The following is a 20,340-nucleotide window of genomic DNA, read 5'->3' as shown; positions in this document are numbered from 1 at the left end:
GGCTCCCGCGATATAGGAAAAGGTGCGGGGTCTGTCAAAGGGGTGGCGTACGGATTTCTGCGGTGCGGGACTCGTTTCGGTGGAGCGAAATTATCGAATTTCGATATTATCGATTGACGATATGGCGACTCGATATTATTGAAATTCGATATGAGCCATATCGGAGAACGGAACATGCGTGTTCGTATCCCTGCTTCTGACATCACCACGCTGCCCCTCTGGGCTGCGATGCTGCTGCTGACCGCCGCGTTCGGCGGGACGTTCGTCTCGGCCCACGCTTTCGGGTGCGCGTCGGTCGCGTCGCCCGGCATCGCGGTCCCGCTTTATTGAGTTCTTGCCAAGGAATTTGACGATGAGAGCTATTCCCCGTGACCCGCTGCTCGCCATTGCGCGGGGGCTGCTGTGGTTTCTGATGGGCGTGTTCGCGCTGGCGGGCGCGGCCTGTCTGGTTGCGGTGCTGCCGGTCCTGATCTTTCGCAGTGACATCGCGGCCGGTCTTGCCGTCGATGCGCCGGACGTATCGTCGGGGCACCTGATGATTGCCCTTGTCGGTCTGCTGCTTGTCACCGCGCTGATGATGGGCCTGCTGCTGCGGATGCTCTACCATCTCAAGCGGATCGTCGACACGGTGGGCGAGGGTGATCCCTTCGTGCCCGAGAATGCAACGCGGCTGACCGGCATGGCCTGGCTTTCGCTCGACGTGCAGATTCTCGGCATTCCGCTAGCGGGGCTGGGGCAGTGGCTTGCGCATATGGCTAAGGCCAGCGGGGCGATGCATCTCGATTTCAGCGACGGCAATGTGTCGGGTAACGGCCTGCTGCTGATGCTGGTCCTGTTCATCCTCGCGCGGGTGTTCCGCAAGGGCGCGGAAATGCGTGCCGAACTGGCGGAGACGGTGTGATGGCGAACGCAGCCTGGAGGCTTCTCACAACCGACCGCCCGTCGAAGGAAAATGCGCGCCGCATCTTCGAGGACCCGCTGCTGGCGACGGCGACGATCGTGCTGGTCGTGGCATTGGTCGGGGTCACGATATCGCAGGTGGTCGCGGTCTTCGGACTGATCTCCACCCTGATCGCCAGCCGACCCTTCGGGCACGGGCTGCTCGACCCGGTGTGGGCGCCCGTCGGTTCGCTGCTGCTAGCGATCGGCGCGCTGTCGGTGACGGGCAAGGCCATTGGCAAGGTTCTGGCGATCATTGCCACCGTAGCGGAAAAGTGTCCGTTTGCGCCCGCTAATGCAGGCCGTATCGAAGGTCTGGCCATGTGCGTGATCGAACTGGCGGCGATCCAGTTCTTCGCAGGTCTGGTCGGCTTGCCGATCGGCGGGACGGTGGCGGGTTTTGCCGTGTCGGTGGACTTCGGCGGCGGCAACACGCTGGCCTTCGCGCTGGTGCTGTTCGTCCTCGCCCGCGTCTTTCGCCATGGTCATGCGCTGGAGCAGGACGTAGAGGGCACCGTCTGATGCCCCCCTCACCGACCCTTCCGATACCGCTCCCTCCGATGCTGCCGCGACCGACGCGACCCGCATCGTCGTTCGCCTCGACGACTTGCTCTACGAGCGGCGCATGACGCTGACCCAGCTGGCCGAGCGGATCGGGATCACGCTGGCGAACCTGTCGATCCTCAAGACCGGCAAGGCCAAGGCGATCCGCTTCTCGACGCTGGAGGCGATCTGCCGCGAACTGGAATGCCAGCCGGGCGATCTGCTGGGCTATGCGCCGGAAGGCGGGGAGAGCGAGGGTAGGCCCGGCTGACGTCAGTGTCAGTTTAAGTTGACTCTGCCCCCGCTTTGCGCGAAAGGCGCCGCCGAACCGCATGGGTTTCGACTCATGGTTCATCCGTCCGAGACAGTTGGTGCTCCCGTTTGGGGGCTTAATTTCCAGCCTAGGCGGGGAACAGGATAAATTCCGGCCCTTCGCTCTTTACTGGAGTGTGGTGCCCGCCTCGTGATCCGCGTCCTCAGGGACAGGCACAGGCACTCCTTCCCCTTCGAAACGGACTCGCCCGGCTGGCCTTGCGTCTGCCGGACAATACGTAGCCGGCTGTCGGGGGCTCGCCCCTTGCAGCCATTGTGAAGGAGTAAGGCATGGATCGTTCGCAGAAAGCCGATTCGGTCGCCCAGCTCAACGCGGCGTTCAACGAAGTTGGTGTGGCAGTTGTCACGCGCAACCTCGGCATGTCGGTGGCGCAGTCCACCGATCTGCGCAACCGGATCCGCGCAGCTGGTGCAACCTATAAGGTCGCGAAGAACAGTCTTGCCAAGATCGCCATCGACGGCACCGACTATGTCGGTCTCGGCGACTTCCTGACCGGCCCGACGGCCATCGCCACTTCGGTGGACCCCGTCGCAGCCGCCAAGGCAGTGGTCGACTTCGCCAAGACGACCGACAAGATCGAGATCGTCGGCGGATCGATGGGGTCGCAGGTTCTGAACGCGGACGGCGTCAAGGCTCTCGCCTCGATGCCCTCGCTCGACGAACTGCGCGCCAAGCTCATCGGCCTCGTCCAGGCTCCCGCGACGAAGATCGCCCAGCTCTCGACCGCTCCGGCGGCCAAGCTGGCCCGCGTCTTCGGCGCCTACGCCGACAAGGCTGCCTGAGTTTCGCCTCGGCAATTCGAATCGAAGAAACGATTTATCCCGGCTGCGGCATGAGGCCCTGCCGGGACCACAGATCAGGAGTGTATTATCATGGCTGACATCGCCAAGCTTGTTGAAGAACTGTCGCAGCTGACCGTCCTCGAGGCCGCTGACCTCGCCAAGGCCCTTGAAGAAGCATGGGGCGTTTCGGCTGCCGCTGCTGTTGCCGTTGCCGCTCCGGCTGCCGGTGGCGACGCTGGCGCCGCTGCTGAAGAGAAGACCGAGTTCGACGTGATCCTCACCGGCGACGGTGGCAAGAAGATCAACGTCATCAAGGAAGTCCGCGCCATCACCGGTCTGGGCCTGGCTGAAGCCAAGGCTCTCGTCGAAGGCGCTCCGAAGGCCCTCAAGGAAGGCGCTTCGAAGGCTGAAGCCGAAGAGATCAAGAAGAAGATCGAAGAAGCCGGCGGCACTGTCGAGCTCAAGTAATCTTCTTTCCGGGATTTCCCGGACAGGATTTCAGGGAAAGGGCGGTGCCGCAAGGCGCCGCCCTTTTTCTTTGGGCTGCCCCGAGCCGGGATGCGATGGGCTGTTCGGCGCTGTCATCCGGGGTTCAGGTTGCGACAGGCAGCTTCCCTGCCATTGCACAGAATCTTGAAGGAGTGACATCCCCATGCGTCTGCCTGCCATGCGCCTGCCTGAGCGCAAATATCTGATCGGTGCCGCCGTATTGGCGCTACTCGCGGCTGGAGCTGCCGAGGCGGCGACCGCCAAGCTCCACACGATGAACGTCAAGGCGCCGGACGGGTCGGTGGTCGAAATTCACTATGCCGGAGACGTGGCGCCCCAGGTGCAGTTCGTCCCGGCCATGCAGATGGACCCGGCCGCTTACGAGCAGGCGGCGATGGACGATCCCTTCGTGCAAATGGATCGCGTTTCAGCGATGATGGACGCCCAGATGCACATGATGATGCAGCGCGCGGCGGTGATGCAGCAGCAGGCCGCGCAGATGCAGCAACACATGGTGGCAGCCTCGGCGAACGGGCAGGCCAGTGTTGGGAGCGGTGCTCCGGGCTTCACCGTTGTCGGTGACATGCCCAGGGGCAGCCACTTCAGCTATGTGTCGAGCACGACCGATGCCAATGGCTGCACGCGCACGGTCTCCTACAGTTCTGAAGGACAACAGCAGGGGCAGGGCGGCAAGCCGCAACTGACCAAGGTCTCGTCCGATTCCTGCGAGGCGGCAGGTTCGGGCGCCGCGGCAAAGGCTGTTCCCGTGAAGGCCGAAGCGCCTGTCCAGCAGGATGGACCGACGCCCGGCCAGAAGGTCTGAGGGCTACAGGTCTGAACCCGTCCCGCAAGGGTCGCGCATGGAAGGGCGGTCTGCGTGTCAGGCCGCCCTTTCGTCTATTTACTTCAGCGTCTTGAGATACGCGATCACGGCCTTGCGACGCGCCGGATCGGAGACGGAGATCACCATCTTGGTGCCCGGAACCATCTGCATCGGTCCTTGCAGCCAGGTATCGAGCGATTTCTCGTCCCAGACGATGCCCGAGTTCGCCAAGGCCGGGCTGAAGCTGTAGCCCGGCACCGCGCCCGCCTTGCTGCCGTAGATCCCGGCAAGCGACGGCCCGACGCTGTTCACGCCCGCCTGCACCGAATGGCAGGACTGGCACACGGCGAACCCTGCCGGCGCACCGGCTGCGGCGACGGGCGCAGGAGCCGTATCCTGTGCCGCATCGTCCTCGGAATCCTGCGAAGAGGAGGCGTTTCCGCCGCCGCAGCCTGCCAGCAGGGCAAGGGCGGCCAGCGGGGCCAGCGCAGGGCGCAAGAGCTTGAGAGTCATGGCAAAGTGTCCCGTTGACGGGCACTGGGCATGCCCCGGCGGGGGACTAGCGCAGCGAGGGGGCGATGAAAAGGCGGCATAAGGCCCTATCGCAAGGCTCTGTCGCGCCCTATCGCGACCTTTATGACTACGCTTGCAAGGACATCGACCTTCCGCGCCGAACTGGTGGCGACGGCCCGGCTGGCAGCGCCGCTGGCGATCGCGAACCTGTTGCAGATGGCGGTCTATGCCAGCGACGTGATGTTCATCTCGCGCCTCGGCGCCAAGCAACTGGCGGCGTCCAGTCTGGCCGTCGCGATCATTGCCCTGTTGATGATGGGGCTCAACGGTCTGACCGGCGCTGTTGCCCCGCTGATTGCCGCCGAACTGGGCCGCCGCCGCCATGCGGTGCGCGAGGTTCGCCGGTCGACCCGCATGGCGATGTGGCTGGCGGTTGGGCTGGGCGTGGTCTGCATGGGGGTATGCCTGATGGGCGGCTCGATCATGCGCGCGACCGGGCAGGACCCGCAGGTGGTCGCGCTGTCCTCGCGCTTTCTGGCGGTGCTGTCGATCTCGGTGATCCCGATGGCGATCGGCAATGTTCTGCGCACGTTTGTGTCGGCGCTGGGGCGACCGGTCTTCGCCACGGTCATCACCGGGCTGGAGATCCTGACCAACGTCATCGGCAACTATGCGCTCGTGTTCGGCCATTTCGGCCTGCCTGCACTGGGGCTGGACGGGGCTGCGGCCTCCAGCATCTCCACGGCCATTGTCACCGTGTTCGCCTATGCGCTGGCGATCCGCATGGACCGGCGCCTGCACCGCTACCGTATCTTCGGGCGCTGGTGGCGGCCCGAGTGGGTGCGCGCCCGCCAGATGCTCGCACTCGGCCTTCCGATCGCCGCGACGCTGATGGCCGAGGGCGGGTTGTTCAGCGCCGCTGCCTTCCTGATGGGCCGCATCGGCGAGATGCAACTCGCGGCCCACGCCATCGCGCTGCAGATCGCCTCGTTTGCCTTCATGGTGCCGTTTGGGGTCGGGCAGGCGGCGACGATTCGCGTCGGCTACAGCTATGGCGCGGGCGACCGCGCGGGTGTGGCGCGTGCGGGCTGGGCCTCGATCGCGATCGGTATGGCCTTCATGGTCGTCTCCGCCTCGCTGATGCTGCTGGCGCCGGGCGCCATCGTGTCGCTCTATCTCGATCCGCATCAGGCGAAGAATGCCGCGCTGGTGGGCTTTGCGCTCGAATTCCTGTTCGTCGCCGCGATCTTCCAGCTGACGGACGGGTTGCAGGCGGTGGTCGCGGGTGTGCTGCGCGGCATTCAGGATACGCGTGTGCCGTTCCTGATCGCCTTGCTGGGGTACTGGGTGGCGGGGTTCGGCACGTCGGCAGCGCTGGCATTCTGGACGCCGCTGGGCGGGTTGGGTGTGTGGATCGGCCTGGCGGTCGGCCTGACGGTGGCCGCGATCCTGCTGCTGGCGCGCTGGATGCGCCGCGATGCGATCATGGCGCGCCATCCGGACATGGCGGAGCCACCGATGCCGGTGCCCGCGCCGGAGTTCAGTCCTGTGTGACTTTCGGCCGCCTGAGCGTGGCCTGACGATCTCAGCCTGACCCCGACCCGTCGCAGCTGACACCACCCGGTCATTTTTTTCTGGCACCTCCCGCTTGACGACCCTTGGACCCGAGACCATATCCGGCGCCGTTGGCACTCTCGATGGGTGAGTGCCAAGTACAGTTTTACCTGTTTTCAGGATCAAGAGGGAGACACCCCAATGACTTTCCGTCCGCTGCACGACCGTGTTCTCGTGCGCCGCGTCGAGGCCGAGGAAAAGACGGCCGGTGGCATCATCATCCCCGACAGCGCCAAGGAAAAGCCGGCTGAGGGCGAAATCGTCGCTGCCGGCAACGGCGCCGTCGTCGACGGCAAGATCGTCGCGCTCGACGTCAAGGTTGGCGATCGCGTGCTGTTCGGCAAGTGGTCGGGCACCGAAGTCAAGGTTGGCGGCGAAGACCTGCTGATCATGAAGGAATCGGACATCCTGGGCGTGATCGGCTGAGCCGAACCACCAAGTCTGCTTTCAACTCTTCTGATTTCATAAAAGGAATTCAACATGGCTGCCAAGGACGTCAAGTTCGGCCGCGATGCGCGCGAGCGCATTCTCTCGGGCGTCGACACGCTCGCCAACGCCGTCAAGGTGACGCTCGGCCCCAAGGGCCGCAACGTCGTGATCGACAAGAGCTTCGGTGCGCCCCGCATCACCAAGGACGGTGTGTCGGTCGCCAAGGAAATCGAACTCAAGGACAAGTTCGAGAACATGGGCGCGCAGATGCTGCGCGAAGTGGCCTCGAAGGCCAACGACAAGGCCGGTGACGGCACCACCACCGCGACCGTTCTTGCTCAGGCGATCGTTCGCGAGGGCATGAAGTCGGTTGCTGCCGGCATGAACCCGATGGACCTCAAGCGCGGCATCGACCTCGCTGTCGGCAAGGTCGTCGAGAACCTCGCCGCGCGTTCGACCCCGGTTGCGGGTTCGTCGGAAATCGCCCAGGTCGGCATCATCTCGGCCAACGACGACAAGGAAGTCGGCCAGAAGATCGCCGAGGCGATGGAGAAGGTCGGCAAGGAAGGCGTGATCACCGTCGAGGAGGCCAAGGGTCTCGAATTCGAACTCGACGTCGTCGAGGGCATGCAGTTCGACCGTGGCTACCTCTCGCCCTACTTCGTCACCAACCCCGAGAAGATGACGGTCGAGCTTGAGAACCCGTACATCCTCATCCACGAGAAGAAGCTGTCGTCGCTCCAGGCGCTGCTGCCGATCCTCGAAGCCGTGGTGCAGTCGGGCCGTCCGCTCCTCATCATCGCCGAGGACATCGAGGGTGAGGCTCTGGCCACGCTCGTCGTCAACAAGCTGCGTGGCGGCCTGAAGATCGCAGCCGTCAAGGCTCCGGGCTTCGGCGATCGTCGCAAGGCGATGCTGGGCGATATCGCCACGCTGACCGCCGGCGAGATGATCTCGGAAGACCTCGGCATCAAGCTGGAGAGCGTCACGCTCGGCATGCTGGGCCAGGCCAAGAAGGTCACCATCGACAAGGACAACACCACGATCGTCGACGGTTCGGGTTCGGCCGACGACATCAAGGGCCGCGTCGAGCAGATCCGTGCGCAGATCGAAGTCACCACTTCGGACTACGACCGCGAGAAGCTGCAGGAGCGTCTGGCAAAGCTGGCTGGCGGCGTGGCCGTCATCAAGGTCGGCGGCGCTTCGGAAGTCGAAGTGAAGGAGCGCAAGGACCGCGTCGACGACGCTCTCCACGCGACCCGCGCAGCTGTTGAGGAAGGCATCGTTTCGGGCGGCGGCACGGCTCTGCTGTACGCCACCAAGGCTCTCGAAGGCCTGACCGGCGCGAACGACGACCAGACCCGCGGTATCGACATCGTCCGCAAGGCGATTGCCGCACCGATCAAGCAGATCGCCGAGAACGCAGGCATCGACGGCGCCGTTGTCGCCGGCAAGCTGCTCGACCAGTCGGACGAGACGCTGGGCTTCAACGCCGCGACCGAGACCTACGAGAACCTCAAGGCCGCCGGCGTCATCGACCCGACCAAGGTCGTTCGCAGCGCGCTGCAGAACGCCGCATCGGTTGCAGGCCTGCTGATCACCACCGAAGCGGCGATCAGCGAGAAGCCCGACGACAAGCCCGCCCCGGCCATGCCCGACATGGGCGGCATGGGCGGCATGGGCGGCTTCTGATCGGATAAAACCGACCAGAGCCGGTACCACCGGACAAAATGATGAGGCCGGGATGCAACCGCATCCCGGTCTTTTCGTTTATCAGGCTGTTGCGACGCATTCTCGGGCAAGTGGGGAAGGCGCCGCGCGACTGTCGGGGACGGAACGACAGGAGCCTGAAAAGGATATGAAGCACGAAGTCATTCGCGTGCCGAACGGCGCAAGTGAGCCTGTGATCCCGTCGGTTGGGGCGCAGGACGTTTCACCCTCTACGCCCTTGCATGTATCGACGCCGGTATCGACGTCTGGGCAGGTGCAGGAAGAGCGGTTTGAGCGGATTAAGGAAACCCGAGCGGTTAAACTGGGCAAGCGTATCCGCAAGCCACTTAACCGGTTTCTGGCCCGCTTCTCGACCATCGCCACCACCCCGATCATCGATCCGGCGCCAGTGCCTGGCATCGAACTGCTTCGTGCCAACTGGCAGGCGATCGCAGCCGAGGCCCGCGCCGTACTGGCCGAACGCGACGCCGTTCCCGCCTTTGCCAAGATCAGTCCCGACCATCGTCGCATCGCGCCCAGCGCGAAGTGGAAGAGCTTCTTCTTCAAGGGCTATGGCTACGATTCCCCGATGAACAGGGCGAAGTGCCCGCAGACGGCGGCACTGGTCGATCGCATTCCTAACGTCGTCGTCGCGTTCTATTCGGTGTTCGAGCCGGGAACCGATGTTCCTTCGCACCATGGCGTCACCAAGGCGATGCTCAATGTCCACCTTGGCCTCTCGGTGCCAGGCGGCAGCGAGGTCTGCGGGATCAAGGTTGATGGCGAGGATCATGGCTGGCGCGAAGGCGAACTTTTCGTATTCGACGAAACTTACGAGCATGAGGCCTGGAACCATACAGACAGGGCGCGGGTGATCCTGTTCCTGCAGGTGATGCGGCCGATGCGCTGGCCGGGACGCCTGTTGGGAAAGCTGTTCCTCGCAGGCGTGAAACGCACCAGTTATGTGCAGGACGTGCGCAAGGCGATCGGCGCATGATTCGCACAGAATAGCTGCCGATTCCGTCGTTCCGGCGACAGAAAGCATCGTCTTTCGGCAATGGCCGCAAGCCAAATGCAGTTCGTCGCGCGTCAGTGGCGGTCTGTCGATGAACTGTTAAGCATCCTGAAACTGGTTTTCACCCAGAATGGGATCGCAATGACATTGGCGGGCAAGACTTGGGTGCGCAGCGGACGGGCTGCAATGACGGCCGTACAGGCCCTGGATGTTGACGTTCTGCAGGAGCGTGGGCAGGGTCTGCTGAAACAGGCCTGGATCAAGCGCCGCACGCTGGGCGTCGCGGCGGCGGCGCTTGCCGCGCTGGTCCCCGTCGGCAGCGGCGTGCAGGCAGGCGAACTGGGTCAGGTCCAGGACGCTTTCGACACCATGTTCGGGACCGAGTTCCGCTCGACCCCGACCTATGACACCGCGTTCGAGAAGCAACTCGCCTCGGTCGCCAATTCGGCACAAGGCCGCATCGGCGTGGCGGCGATGGATCTCGTCACCGGGCAGACTGTCAGCGTGCTGGGCGACCAGCGCTTCCCGATGGCCAGCACCAGCAAGGTGGCGATTGCTGCAACCTTCCTGCAGGGCGTGGACGAGGGCAAGTGGAGCCTGGACACCATCTACCCGATGATGATGCCGGTGCGTTCGGCCCCGTTCTCCAGCGCGGTCGCCCCGGCGCGTCCCGGCCCGCGCATGACCGCGCGCGCGCTGCTCGAAGCCAGTCTCATCCACTCGAATAACATGGCGACCGACGGCATCCTCAAGGTCGTGGGCGGCCCCGCTGCGGTCAATGCCTTCATGCACCGCGCCGGTATCGAGGATTTCCGACTTGATCGCGATATCCTGACCCTGGTGCGGGACGATGGCGCGATCGACCCGGCCTCGGTGATCGACAAGCGTGACAGCGCCACCCCGCTCGCCATGGTCCGCTTCCTGAGCGGCCTCTACGAAGGCCGCTGGCTGAGCGATAACAGCCGCAAGACGCTGTTCTCGATCATGGATCGCTGCGTCACCGGTCGTCGTCGTATCACGGCGGGCCTGCCCGCTGGGGTCGATCTGGCGCACAAGACAGGGACGCTGCACAACGTGTCGAGCGACATCGGCGTGATCTCCTCGCCGGAAGGGCATCCGATTGCGGTGGCGATCTATGTGACCGGGCACGGCTCGCACCTCGGACGCGACAACCGCATCGCCGAGATCGCCCGTACGATCTATCAAGGCTACCAGAATCAGGCCCGCAACGGCTATCAGACTGCCTCGCGCTGATCTGATATTTGCTACCAAGCCAACGAAAAAGGGGCGCGCCGGACTGACCGGCGCGCCCCTTTTTCGTTTCCTGCAGGGACGATCAGTTGCTGCCGTCGGCCTTGCTGGTGTCGTCCTTGTGCATGTCGGCGTTGAGCGCCGCTTCGGCGTCCTTGGCAGCCTGCGCGGCGTCCGAGGCAGTGTCGCTGGTGGCATCGGCAGCGTCGGACGCGGCATCCTTGGTCGCATCGACGGTCTGGTCTGCGGCCTGCGAAACCTTCTGGCCCGCGTCGCTGATGGCATCGCCTGCGGCTGAGGCGTTGTCCGAAATGTCGTCAGCAGCCGAAGAGGCGGCTTCCGAGGCCGTGTCCTGCGTCTTTTGCGAGCAGGCGGCCAGCGAGAGCGCGCCCAGGGCGAGCGTGGCGGCAATGACAGTCTTGCGCATCTTCCAGTTATCCCTCTTTCATACCGATAGGATGGCTCTTCGGGGGCGTTATGCGAACCCATGAAGCCGTATTCCGGCCCCTCAGGTACGCTTCCCCACCCCGAGGTTCAAGCATCGGCGATAAACGCCCGTCGCATCGCAACGTTCCCTGACGGGGGACAGTGGGGAAGGGAGCGGCATTGGATGGCTGACGGCGCCCGCATGCGCTGCTAGGGCTGTGCCCATGGATTCCAAGCAGCACCTCTACCTCGTCGATGGCTCGGCCTATATCTTCCGCGCCTATCACCGTCTGCCGCCGCTGACGAACCCGGAGGGCGCGCCGGTGGGCGCGGTCTACGGCTATACGACGATGCTGTGGAAGCTGGCCGAGGACCTGAACAAGGCCGACGGGCCGACGCATCTGGCGGTCATCCTCGATGCCAGCAGCAAGTCGTTCCGCAACGATATCTACGCCGATTACAAGGCCAACCGCCCCCCGCCGCCGGAGGATCTGGTGCCCCAGTTCCCGCTGATCCGCGAGGCGACGCGCGCCTTCTCGCTGCCCTGCATCGAGGAGATCGGCTATGAGGCGGACGATCTGATCGCCTCATATGCCCGCGCCGCCACCGCGCAGGGCTGGGATGTGACGATCGTTTCTTCCGACAAGGATCTGATGCAGCTTGTGGGGCAGTGCGGGACCGGTGGCGGCTGTGTCGACATGCTCGATACGATGAAGAACCAGCGCATCGACATTCCCGAGGTGGTCGAAAAGTTCGGCGTGCCGCCCGAGAAGGTCGGGGACGTGCTCGCGCTGATGGGCGATGCGGTGGACAACGTGCCGGGCGTCTACGGCGTCGGCCCCAAGACCGCGACCAAGCTGATTCAGGACTACGGCGATCTCGAAGCCGCGCTCGCCGCCGCGCCGTCGATGAAGAAGTCCAAGTTGCAGGAACGCCTGATCGAGCAGGCCGATCAGGCGCGGCTGTCCAAGGTGCTGGTGACGCTGAAGGAAGACTGCGCGCTGCCGCTGGCGCTCGACGCGCTGAAGCTCGATGCGATCCCGCCCGATCCGCTGGCCGCGTTCCTGAGCTTCCACGGCTTCACCAGTCTGTTGAAGCGTCTCGGCACCGGGGCGGGCAGCCCGGAACGCGCGACGCAGCTGCACCCGGCCAAGCCGGTAACGGCAGGCGCGGCGCCTGAGAAGGCCGGGCTCGTCCGCCAGTCGCTGCCCGCATGGCCTGCGGTGGACTATGCCGCCTACGAATGCGTCCAGACCGTTGAGGCGCTGGAGCGCTGGGTGGCCGATGCTTTCGCGGCGCGTCTGGTGGCGGTCGATACCGAAACCTCGGCGCTCGATGCGCTGCGTGCCGACCTTGCGGGCGTAAGCCTTGCCATCGGCCCGAACAAGGCCTGCTACATGCCGCTGGGCCATGGCGGCTCCGACATGTTTGCCGAGAAGCCCGCACAGGTGCCGCTGGCCGACGCGCTGCGTATCCTCAAGCCGCTGCTCGAAAGCGATGCGGTGCTGAAAGTCGGCCAGAACATCAAGTATGACCTCAACGTGCTGGCGCGCCACGATATTCACGTCTCGCCCATCGACGATACGATGATCGAGAGCTTCTGCCTCGATGCCGGGCGCCAGATCGAAGGGATCGGCGGCGGCCACGGCATGGACGAGCTGGCCGAGCGGCATCTCTCGCACAAGACCATGGCCTTCAAGGACGTGTGCGGCACCGGCAAGAAGGCGATCCCGTTCAGCGAAGTCCCGCTCGACCGCGCCACGCCCTATGCGGCGGAGGATGCCGACGTTACCTGGCGCCTCCACCAGATGCTGCGCCCGCGTCTCTCGTTCGAGGGCGGCACGCGCATCTACGAGCGGGTCGACCGTCCGCTGATCCCGGTCGTCGCGCAGATGGAGCGCCACGGCATCAAGGTCGATCGCGACCGTCTTGCCGGCCTCTCCAGCCAGTTCGCCGAGGCGATCGGCACGCTGGAGAAGGACATTTTTGCCGACGTCGGGCAGGAGTTTACCATCGGCAGTCCCAAGCAGCTGGGCGATATCCTGTTCGACAAGCTGGGCTACAAGGGTGGCAAGAAGGGCAAGAGCGGCCAGTACTCCACCGACCAGTCGGTGCTCGAAGGCCTCGCCGCGCAAGGTGCGTCGGTCGCGACCAAGGTGCTGGAGTGGCGCCAGCTCTCCAAGCTGCGCTCGACTTATACCGAGGCCTTGCAGGCGGCGATCAACCCGGCGACGGGGCGCGTCCACACCAGCTACAGCCTTGTCGGGGCGCAGACCGGGCGGCTTTCGTCCACCGATCCCAACCTCCAGAACATCCCGGTTCGCACCGAGATCGGTCGCCAGATCCGCGACTGCTTCGTGCCCGAGGCGGGCAACGTCCTGCTCTCCGCCGACTATTCGCAGATCGAACTGCGCCTTGCTGCGCACATGGCCGAGGTGCCGAGCCTGAAGGAAGCCTTCGCGAACGGCGAGGACATTCACGCGCGCACGGCGATGGAGATGTTCGGCACCGTCGACCGCGACACGCGCGGGCGCGCCAAGACGATCAACTTCGCGATCCTCTACGGCATCTCTCGCTGGGGCCTTGCGGGCCGTCTGGGCGTCGAGGCGGACGAGGCGCAGGCGATGATCGACCGCTATTTCGAGCGCTTCCCCGGCATCCAGCGCTATATCCACGAGACGCTGGAGCAGGTGCGCGAGCGCGGCTATTCCGAAACGCTGTTCGGTCGCAAGACGTGGTTCCCGCGGATCACCTCGAAGAACGGCACCGAGCGGCAGGGCAGCGAGCGCGCCGCGATCAACGCGCCGATCCAGGGCACCAGCGCCGATATCATCAAGCGCGCCATGGCCCGCATGAACCCCGCGCTGGCAGCAGCGGGACTGGGGCATGTTCGGATGCTGCTGCAGGTCCACGACGAACTGGTGTTCGAACTGCCCGAGGGCGATGTGGAGGCGGCCTCTCCGGTCATCCGGCAGGTCATGGCCGAAGCCGCGCAACCTGCGGTGACGCTGGACGTGCCCTTGGGCGTCGAGATCGGGCATGGTTCCAGCTGGGGCGCAGCACACTAGGGTCTAAAGGCCTCCGCCCAAGTTCGCCCCTGCTGCGGACCGGGCCTGAAGCGCGGCAGGCTGTCCGGTCCGGATCGGAGCAAGCCTTGCAACTGTTGCGCTGCAACATAGTTTGCAAGGCATGACCCGCCTTATCGAACGCCAGATCCACGGCGTCCCCGACTGGGCCGCACAGGTTCTGGTCGCGCTGATCGCCGCCGCGCTCGGAGCGCTGCTCGCCATGGTGCTCCATGCGGTACTGTTCCGCATCCTGACGCGCATCTCCAAGGCCAGCCGCAGCGAGACGGACGACATTCTCGTCCACCGCCTTGCCCGGCCCACGCGTTGGGCTTTCGTGGCGATGGGCATGGTGCTGGCCGCGCGCCAGACCCCGGCGCTCAGCGACTTCTGGGATCATGTCTCGGGCTTCGTGATGCCGCTGCTGATCGGCTGGATCGCGCTTGCGATCCTCCATTCTTTCGTCGAGGCGATGTCGCTGCGGGCCGACATCACCGTGGAGGACAACCGCAATGCGCGGCGGCGGCGCACGCGCCTCGCCATCCTCAGCCGCATCGCAAGCTTCCTGATCATCTTCCTCACCGTTTCGCTGATGTTGTTTTCGATCCCCGGCGTGATGAAGATCGGTGCGACGCTGATGGCCTCGGCAGGGCTTGCCGCACTGGCGGTGGGCGCGGCGGCGCAGCCTGCGCTCAAGGCGCTGATCGCGGGCTTCCAGATGGCGCTGACGGAGCCGATCTCGATCGACGATGTGGTCGTGCTCGATGGCGAATGGGGCCGGATCGAGGATATCCGCACGACCTACGTGGTGGTGCGCGTGTGGGATGACCGGCGGCTGGTGGTGCCGACCACGCGGTTCCTTGAGGACACTTTCGCGAACTGGACCAAGTCCACCTCGCAACTTCTGGGCTTCGTGATGATTTACCTTGATCCGGCGACGGATATCGCCCCGATCCGCGAGGAGTATACCCGCGTCATCACCGGGCATCGCCTGTGGGACAAGCGCGCGCAGATCCTGCAGGTGACCGATCACAGCGCGCAGGCAATGGAAGTGCGCCTGCTGCTGTCGGCCAAGGATGGCGGCACGCTGTTCGACCTGCGCTGCGAAATCCGCGAGCACATGCTGGACTGGATCGCGCGCAACCAGCCGCAGGCTCTCGTGCGCCAGCGCCAGTTGCCGGTGGGGGCGCTGGAACTTGCTGCCGCGTCGGAGACAGTGCGGGTACTGGGCGACCTCGCTGGACCTTCGCCGAAGCCCGACGCGGCGAGCTGAGCGCGCATCCCGCACGATGGGGCTTGCAGGCGGGCCGCGCTTGCGTCACCCCGTCAGCCATGATCCCATCGTTCTTGTCGGCGCGCCGCGCCGTGGCCTCTGTTCTGGCGCTTGGTTCTGCTCTGGTGAGCCTTTCGGCCTGCGCCGCGCCGGTAAAAGAGGCTGTCGTAGCCCCGGTCTGCACCTACCGCGTGGTCAAGACCTTCCCGCACGACCCGACCGCCTTCACCGAAGGGCTGTTCTATCAGGACGGTGCGCTGTTCGAGAGCACCGGGCAGCCGGGCGATTCGTGGATCACCAAGCGCAGCCTCGACAGCTCGACGCCGACCCAGCAGACCCGCATCGATCCCACCTATTTCGGCGAGGGCATCGTTGCCTGGGGCGACCAGATCATCAGCCTGACGTGGCGCGATGGCGTGGGCTATCGCTGGGACAAGCGCACATTCCAGCCGCTCGGCTTCTTCCATTATGCGGGCGAGGGCTGGGGCATGACCATCCACGACGGCGTGGTCTACCAGAGCGACGGTTCGGCCAGTCTGCGCCTGCGTGATCCCAAGACGATGGAGCAGACCGGTTCTCTGCAAGTTACCGATCAGGGCCGCCCGATCCGCAATCTCAACGAGCTGGAATGGATCGACGGCGAAATCTGGGCAAACGTGTGGATGACCGACCGCATCGCCCGGATCGACCCTGCGACCGGCCATGTGAAGGAGTGGATGGACATGTCCGGCCTGCGCGCCAAGGCGGGCACCGACGATCCCGACGCCGTGCTCAACGGCATCGCCTACGACGCGGCGGGCAAGCGGATTTTCGTGACCGGCAAGTACTGGAGCACGCTGTTCCAGATCGAGCCGGAGTGCCGGTGAAGGGGCGCTAAATTATTCACCGATTGCGACTGCTGATCTTCCGTCGTAGATAGATGCTGTGACACGTAATGACGTAAATTTGAGCGGGATTTGGAAGGGAATATTTCATTACCCTCGTCAATTGCCGCCATGCCAGTTTGATGCTGAGTTGCTTGAAAATTTTGGAATGATTTCGGGCGAAACAACCGAAATCTGTGCTGTAGGGTCTCAAAAAGGTTGTATATTGTATGCGCTAATAGAGGGGCAGCGGCATGGTCGGGAGATCAATTTCATCAAAAGATATGATGATTTCAATCGTTCGAAGAGCCCTGTTCAATACTTTGGAGCGATCGACGAGCACGGGACGGAAATCTCTGGTACATGGGCCATAGCTGGCTCATGGTCAGGATCGTTCTTGATGATCCGCAGCCGACCACAGGAGGTCCAGATTTCAAGGGTGATTGCAGAGGTCTTGCGTTAGCGGACCTCCTGCTCTTTGCGATAGGGTATCCCAGGGACAGGCGTTTCCACACCCATCCCCGGCAGCGTGGTCAGTGCTTGCTCTCGCGGGTGGAGGAGACCATTCCTGGGGAGAGGAAGCCGATGGGGTTCACGTCCATCGCGCGCTTCTTCAACTCGCCCTTCATCGCCTCGTATTCGGCCTCCATTTCCTCGGTGACGGTGGCGCGGCTGTCAGCCAGTGCGTCGTCGAAGTCGGCCATGGTGACGGCTTCCACGGCTGCGCCGCGCTTGCGGATCGCGGTGAGGCCGGCGCGGCGCACCACGTCTTCCAGATCGGCGCCGGTGAAGCGCGCGGTGCGGTCGGCGATCTCGCCCAGCAGCACGTCCTCGGCCAGCGGCATCTTTGCCGTGTGGATGCCCAGGATATGCTCGCGCCCGGCCCGGTCGGGGGTGCCGACATAGACCAGTTCGTCGAAGCGACCGGGGCGCAGCAGCGCGGGGTCGACCAGCGCTGGACGGTTGGTGGCGCCGATCAGCACGACCGACTGGAGTTCCTCCATCCCGTCCATTTCGGCGAGGATCGTGTTGACCACGCGCCCCGTCACCTGCGGCTCGCCGCCGCCACCGCCCATCCCACGCGCGGGGACAAGGCTGTCGATCTCGTCGATGAAGATCACGCAAGGTGCGACCTGCCGGGCGCGGGCGAACAGGCGAGCAATCTGCTGTTCGCTCTCGCCGTACCACTTGGAGAGCAGGTCGGACGACTTGATCGAGATGAAGTTCGCCTCGGCCTCCTTGGCGACGGCCTTGGCCAGCAGCGTCTTGCCGGTGCCGGGCGGGCCGTAGAGCAGGAAGCCCTTGGCCGAGCGGATGCCCAGCTTGCGGAAGGCCTCCGGGTTCTTCAGCGGCAGCTCGACGCCTTCCTTCAGCTTCATCTGCGCCTCGCCAAGGCCGCCGATATCGGACCAGCCGATGTTCGGCACCTGCACCATGACCTCGCGCATGGCCGAGGGCTGGACGCGCTTGAGCGCCGCGATGAAATCGTCGCGCTCGACCGACAGCGATTCGAGGACTTCGGGAGGGATCGTGCGCGCTTCCAGATCGAGCCGGGGCATGATCCGGCGCACCGCCTCGATCGCTGCCTCGCGGGTGAGCGCGGCAAGGTCGGCACCGACGAAGCCGTGGGTGGTGCGCGCCAGTTCCTTCAGGTCCACGCCGTCGCCCAGCGGCATGCCGCGGGTGTGGATGCCCAGGATCTCGCGGCGACCGGCCTCGTCCGGTACGCCGATCACGATCTCGCGGTCGAACCGACCGGGGCGGCGCAGCGCCTCGTCGATGGCATCGGGGCGATTGGTCGCGGCGATCACGACGACGTGGGCGCGGCTGTTGAGCCCGTCCATCAGCGTGAGCAGCTGCGCGACAAGGCGCTTCTCCGCCTCACCATGCACCTGATCGCGCTTGGGGGCGATCGAATCGATCTCGTCGATGAAGACGATCGCGGGCGCGGCCTTGGTCGCTTCCTCGAACACCTCGCGAAGGTGCTTTTCGCTCTCGCCATAGCCCGATCCCATGATCTCGGGGCCGTTGATCGAGAAGAAGCTGGCCTCGCTCTCGTTCGCGACGGCCTGCGCAAGGCGCGTCTTGCCGGTTCCCGGCGGGCCGTGGAGCAGCACGCCCTTGGGTGGGGCGACGCCGAGGCGGGTAAACAGTTCGGGATAGCGCAGCGGCAGTTCCACCATCTCGCGCAACTGGCGGATGGTATCGCCCATGCCCCCGACATCGTCATAATTGACGTCGCCGCGACCGTCGTGCGCTTCTTCGAAGGTCTCGCGCAGTTCGACTTCGGTATCCTCGTCGATATGGACGATGCCGCGCGGCGTGGTCGAGACGACATTGAGACGAATCTGCGTCAGCGCATAGGCGGGCGCGTTGAACATCCGGCGCAACTCCGGCGGAATGTCGGCGACCTGCTGCTGCCCGGCGGTGGCGACCAGATCGCCCTGCACCAGCGGGCGCTGGAAGAAGTTGCGCTTGAGCGCGGCGGACGGCCCTTGCAGGCGCATGTCCTTCTGCGCAGGGGCAAAGACAACGCGCTGCGCCGGGCGCGATTCAGCCTTGCGCACGCTCACCTGATCGCCCGAACCGACTTCAGCATTGCCGCGCTGGAGGCCGTCGAGGCGGATGACGCTGAGACCTTCGTCCTCCTCGTAGGCGAGCACCGCGCGAGCGACAGTTACGGCCTTGCCGGTGATTTCCAGCACATCGCCTTCCAGCGCGCCCAGCGCCGAAAGCGAGGCGCGCGAAAGGCGGGCGATACCCTGACCGCTCTCTTCCTGGCGAGCCGCCGCCACCTGCAGCTTGACCACCCGGTCGTCCACCGGCGCCTGAACCTCTGCCATCTGCTTCCTTTCCATGCCGGGTGCTGACGTTTGCTCCTGAGAGCATGCGCAGACCCATCCGTTGCGGTCGAACTAGGTATCGGCCGGGGCGATTTCAAACCGGGGAAAGAAGGAACGTGCGCATCGCGTTTCAGGTTGCGCGCAAAGGGCCACCGCCGTGCGTGTCGCGAAGACGAAAAAAAGGCCCGGTCGTTTCCGACCAGGCCATGGAAGTTTTGGGAGAGGATGCCTGAAAGGCCCGTCCTGTATGACCCTGAGGCGGCATTTCTGCAAGAGCGAATTGCATGAAAGTTGATTGCAAAACATGCAATTAACCTTGCGGTACATGGAATTGCGATGCAAAAAGGCAATTAAATCCATATAAATCAATATATTGAATGTAATAACGGTTGAGCTGAATAGTATACGGACTGCACGTTGAAATCGACGAGCCGATGCAAACGTTATCATCGGCAACGCGATTTGAAACGCTCAGACGCCCTGTGCAGGTGCAAAAATGCAGCCTTCAGTGGGCCAGAAGCAGGGCCGGTGCCTGCGAATCGGACAGGAAGTGCGCCGTCACGCCACCGAACAGCAACTCGCGCATCCAGCTTTTGCCGTAGGCGCCCATGACCAGAAGATCGGCGCCTGCCTGCGTGACGGCGATGCCCAGTGTCTCCTCGATCGAGCCGCGACGGACATGTTCCTCCAGTTCGGCATGGATGCCGTTGCGCGACAGGTACGAAAGCGCATCGGTCGCGGGATAGCCGCCTGCCTTTTCGGCCACGGTGATGACCGTGACGGTCTCGGCGCTCGCCAGCAGCGGCAGGGCGGCCTTGAGCGCGGCCGTCGCCTGCTCGCCGCCGTCCCAGGCCACGCAGGCTTTCGCAAGGGGCAGGGCGGGGACGCGATTTTCGGGCAGCACCAGAACCGGGGTTCGGCTGGCAAGCGCGAGATCGCCCGCCAGTGCGCCACCTTCCTTGCGCGAAACGATGGTCAGGTCCGCCAGCAGGGCAGCTTGGGCGAGCGCGCTGACCGGGTCGGCTTCGGCGCGCAGGATGTCGAAGGGCACATCGTCACGCGCCAGCCGGGCCTCGATGCGATCGGCAGCCTCGTCATCCTCCAGCCGCGCCTTGGCGAGGGCGTCCGACATTACGTGGCTGCCGCCGAGCGGGTCCATCGCGATATAGCGCGTGACCGGGGTGTCGAGCAGCACCGTGAGGTGGCCATCGCGAATCCGCGCAAGGTCGAGTGCGAACTCGAGTCGGGCACCGGTGCTGGGCGAACGGTCGGCGTTGACAAGAATGGCACGCATGTCGGGATTCCTCTTCCTGGGTTCTCCTGAACGCTTTTTACCACGCGCCGGTTCGCGGGACATGATCGAAGTCAAAAGGCCGGATCAAAGAATATGCCGAAGAGTGGTGAGCGCGTCGAAACCGGCTTGTCCTC

20 protein-coding genes are annotated in these 20,340 nt (G+C 64.5%); 16 read left to right on the top strand and 4 right to left on the bottom strand.

The annotated features are described in order from the left end of the window. Positions 1 to 150: 150 nt before the first annotated feature. The 7 genes from CI805_RS01845 (at position 151) to CI805_RS01815 (ending at position 3,910) form a co-directional block, all read left to right on the top strand. The gene (locus CI805_RS01845) at positions 151 to 330 is read left to right on the top strand and encodes a hypothetical protein (protein WP_260925559.1); all 180 of its coding nucleotides are present in this window, start codon (positions 151 to 153) and stop codon (positions 328 to 330) included. A gap of 22 nt (positions 331 to 352) precedes the next feature. Next, positions 353 to 901: a DUF2975 domain-containing protein gene (locus CI805_RS01840; RefSeq protein ID WP_260925557.1), complete on the top strand. Its 549-nt coding sequence runs from the start codon at positions 353 to 355 to the stop codon at positions 899 to 901. Then, a complete protein-coding gene (locus tag CI805_RS01835) occupies positions 901 to 1,461 on the top strand; it encodes a hypothetical protein (RefSeq protein ID WP_260925555.1) in 561 nt (186 codons plus the stop codon). Before CI805_RS01840 ends, CI805_RS01835 begins: the two co-directional genes overlap by 1 nt. A gap of 103 nt (positions 1,462 to 1,564) precedes the next feature. Further along, the gene (locus CI805_RS01830) at positions 1,565 to 1,753 is read left to right on the top strand and encodes a helix-turn-helix domain-containing protein (protein ID WP_260925553.1); all 189 of its coding nucleotides are present in this window, start codon (positions 1,565 to 1,567) and stop codon (positions 1,751 to 1,753) included. 332 nt (positions 1,754 to 2,085) lie between these two features. Next, positions 2,086 to 2,598 (top strand): 50S ribosomal protein L10, encoded by a 513-nt coding sequence (gene rplJ / locus CI805_RS01825; protein WP_260925551.1) that lies wholly within the window; start codon positions 2,086 to 2,088, stop codon positions 2,596 to 2,598. 90 nt (positions 2,599 to 2,688) lie between these two features. Next, positions 2,689 to 3,066 (top strand): 50S ribosomal protein L7/L12, encoded by a 378-nt coding sequence (gene rplL, locus CI805_RS01820; RefSeq protein WP_260925550.1) that lies wholly within the window; start codon positions 2,689 to 2,691, stop codon positions 3,064 to 3,066. A gap of 184 nt (positions 3,067 to 3,250) precedes the next feature. Next, on the top strand, positions 3,251 to 3,910 hold the full coding sequence (locus tag CI805_RS01815) for a hypothetical protein (protein WP_260925548.1): 660 nt from the start codon (positions 3,251 to 3,253) through the stop codon (positions 3,908 to 3,910). 78 nt (positions 3,911 to 3,988) lie between these two features. On the opposite strand, the gene CI805_RS01810 is transcribed toward CI805_RS01815, so the two are convergent. Next, positions 3,989 to 4,423, bottom strand: coding sequence for a c-type cytochrome (locus CI805_RS01810; protein WP_260925546.1), 435 nt, complete (start codon positions 4,421 to 4,423; stop codon positions 3,989 to 3,991). 123 nt (positions 4,424 to 4,546) lie between these two features. Between CI805_RS01810 and CI805_RS01805 the strand changes: the two genes are divergently transcribed. The 5 genes from CI805_RS01805 (at position 4,547) to bla (ending at position 10,445) form a co-directional block, all read left to right on the top strand. Further along, positions 4,547 to 5,977 carry an MATE family efflux transporter gene (locus tag CI805_RS01805; protein ID WP_260925544.1) on the top strand — a complete coding sequence of 477 codons (1,431 nt, stop codon included), beginning with the start codon at positions 4,547 to 4,549 and terminating at the stop codon, positions 5,975 to 5,977. A 201-nt stretch (positions 5,978 to 6,178) separates the two neighbouring features. Further along, a complete protein-coding gene (locus CI805_RS01800; protein ID WP_260925543.1) occupies positions 6,179 to 6,463 on the top strand; it encodes a co-chaperone GroES in 285 nt (94 codons plus the stop codon). A gap of 54 nt (positions 6,464 to 6,517) precedes the next feature. Further along, complete coding sequence (groL, locus tag CI805_RS01795; RefSeq protein WP_260925541.1) at positions 6,518 to 8,158, top strand: chaperonin GroEL; 1,641 nt, start codon at positions 6,518 to 6,520, stop codon at positions 8,156 to 8,158. A gap of 166 nt (positions 8,159 to 8,324) precedes the next feature. Then, complete coding sequence (locus CI805_RS01790; RefSeq protein WP_260925539.1) at positions 8,325 to 9,173, top strand: aspartyl/asparaginyl beta-hydroxylase domain-containing protein; 849 nt, start codon at positions 8,325 to 8,327, stop codon at positions 9,171 to 9,173. A 204-nt stretch (positions 9,174 to 9,377) separates the two neighbouring features. Then, entirely contained in the window at positions 9,378 to 10,445 is a 1,068-nt protein-coding gene (gene bla, locus CI805_RS01785) for a class A beta-lactamase (protein ID WP_260925536.1), read from the top strand. Between the two features lie 82 nt (positions 10,446 to 10,527). Here the strand turns inward: bla and CI805_RS01780 are convergent, their stop codons facing one another. Then, positions 10,528 to 10,869: a hypothetical protein gene (locus CI805_RS01780; RefSeq protein ID WP_260925535.1), complete on the bottom strand. Its 342-nt coding sequence runs from the start codon at positions 10,867 to 10,869 to the stop codon at positions 10,528 to 10,530. 223 nt (positions 10,870 to 11,092) lie between these two features. Between CI805_RS01780 and polA the strand changes: the two genes are divergently transcribed. From polA to CI805_RS01760, 4 genes are all read left to right on the top strand, one after another. After that, complete coding sequence (polA, locus tag CI805_RS01775) at positions 11,093 to 13,936, top strand: DNA polymerase I (protein ID WP_260925533.1); 2,844 nt, start codon at positions 11,093 to 11,095, stop codon at positions 13,934 to 13,936. Between the two features lie 121 nt (positions 13,937 to 14,057). Beyond that, positions 14,058 to 15,206, top strand: a complete 1,149-nt coding sequence (locus CI805_RS01770) for a mechanosensitive ion channel family protein (protein WP_260925532.1) — start codon at positions 14,058 to 14,060, stop codon at positions 15,204 to 15,206. 59 nt (positions 15,207 to 15,265) lie between these two features. After that, positions 15,266 to 16,072, top strand: coding sequence for a glutaminyl-peptide cyclotransferase (locus tag CI805_RS01765; protein ID WP_260925530.1), 807 nt, complete (start codon positions 15,266 to 15,268; stop codon positions 16,070 to 16,072). Between the two features lie 58 nt (positions 16,073 to 16,130). Then, the gene (locus CI805_RS01760; protein ID WP_260925528.1) at positions 16,131 to 16,532 is read left to right on the top strand and encodes a hypothetical protein; all 402 of its coding nucleotides are present in this window, start codon (positions 16,131 to 16,133) and stop codon (positions 16,530 to 16,532) included. A 70-nt stretch (positions 16,533 to 16,602) separates the two neighbouring features. On the opposite strand, the gene CI805_RS01755 is transcribed toward CI805_RS01760, so the two are convergent. Continuing rightward, a complete protein-coding gene (locus CI805_RS01755; RefSeq protein ID WP_260925526.1) occupies positions 16,603 to 18,912 on the bottom strand; it encodes a CDC48 family AAA ATPase in 2,310 nt (769 codons plus the stop codon). Positions 18,913 to 19,417: 505 nt separating this feature from the next. Further along, entirely contained in the window at positions 19,418 to 20,206 is a 789-nt protein-coding gene (locus CI805_RS01750) for a universal stress protein (RefSeq protein ID WP_260925524.1), read from the bottom strand. Positions 20,207 to 20,340: the final 134 nt, after the last annotated feature.

The sequence above is a fragment of the Novosphingobium sp. 9 genome (assembly GCF_025340265.1).
Classification (GTDB): Bacteria; Pseudomonadota; Alphaproteobacteria; order Sphingomonadales; family Sphingomonadaceae; genus Novosphingobium.
The sequence above is the reverse complement of the archived record's forward strand: the minus strand, read 5'-3'. Positions and strand labels throughout refer to the sequence as shown.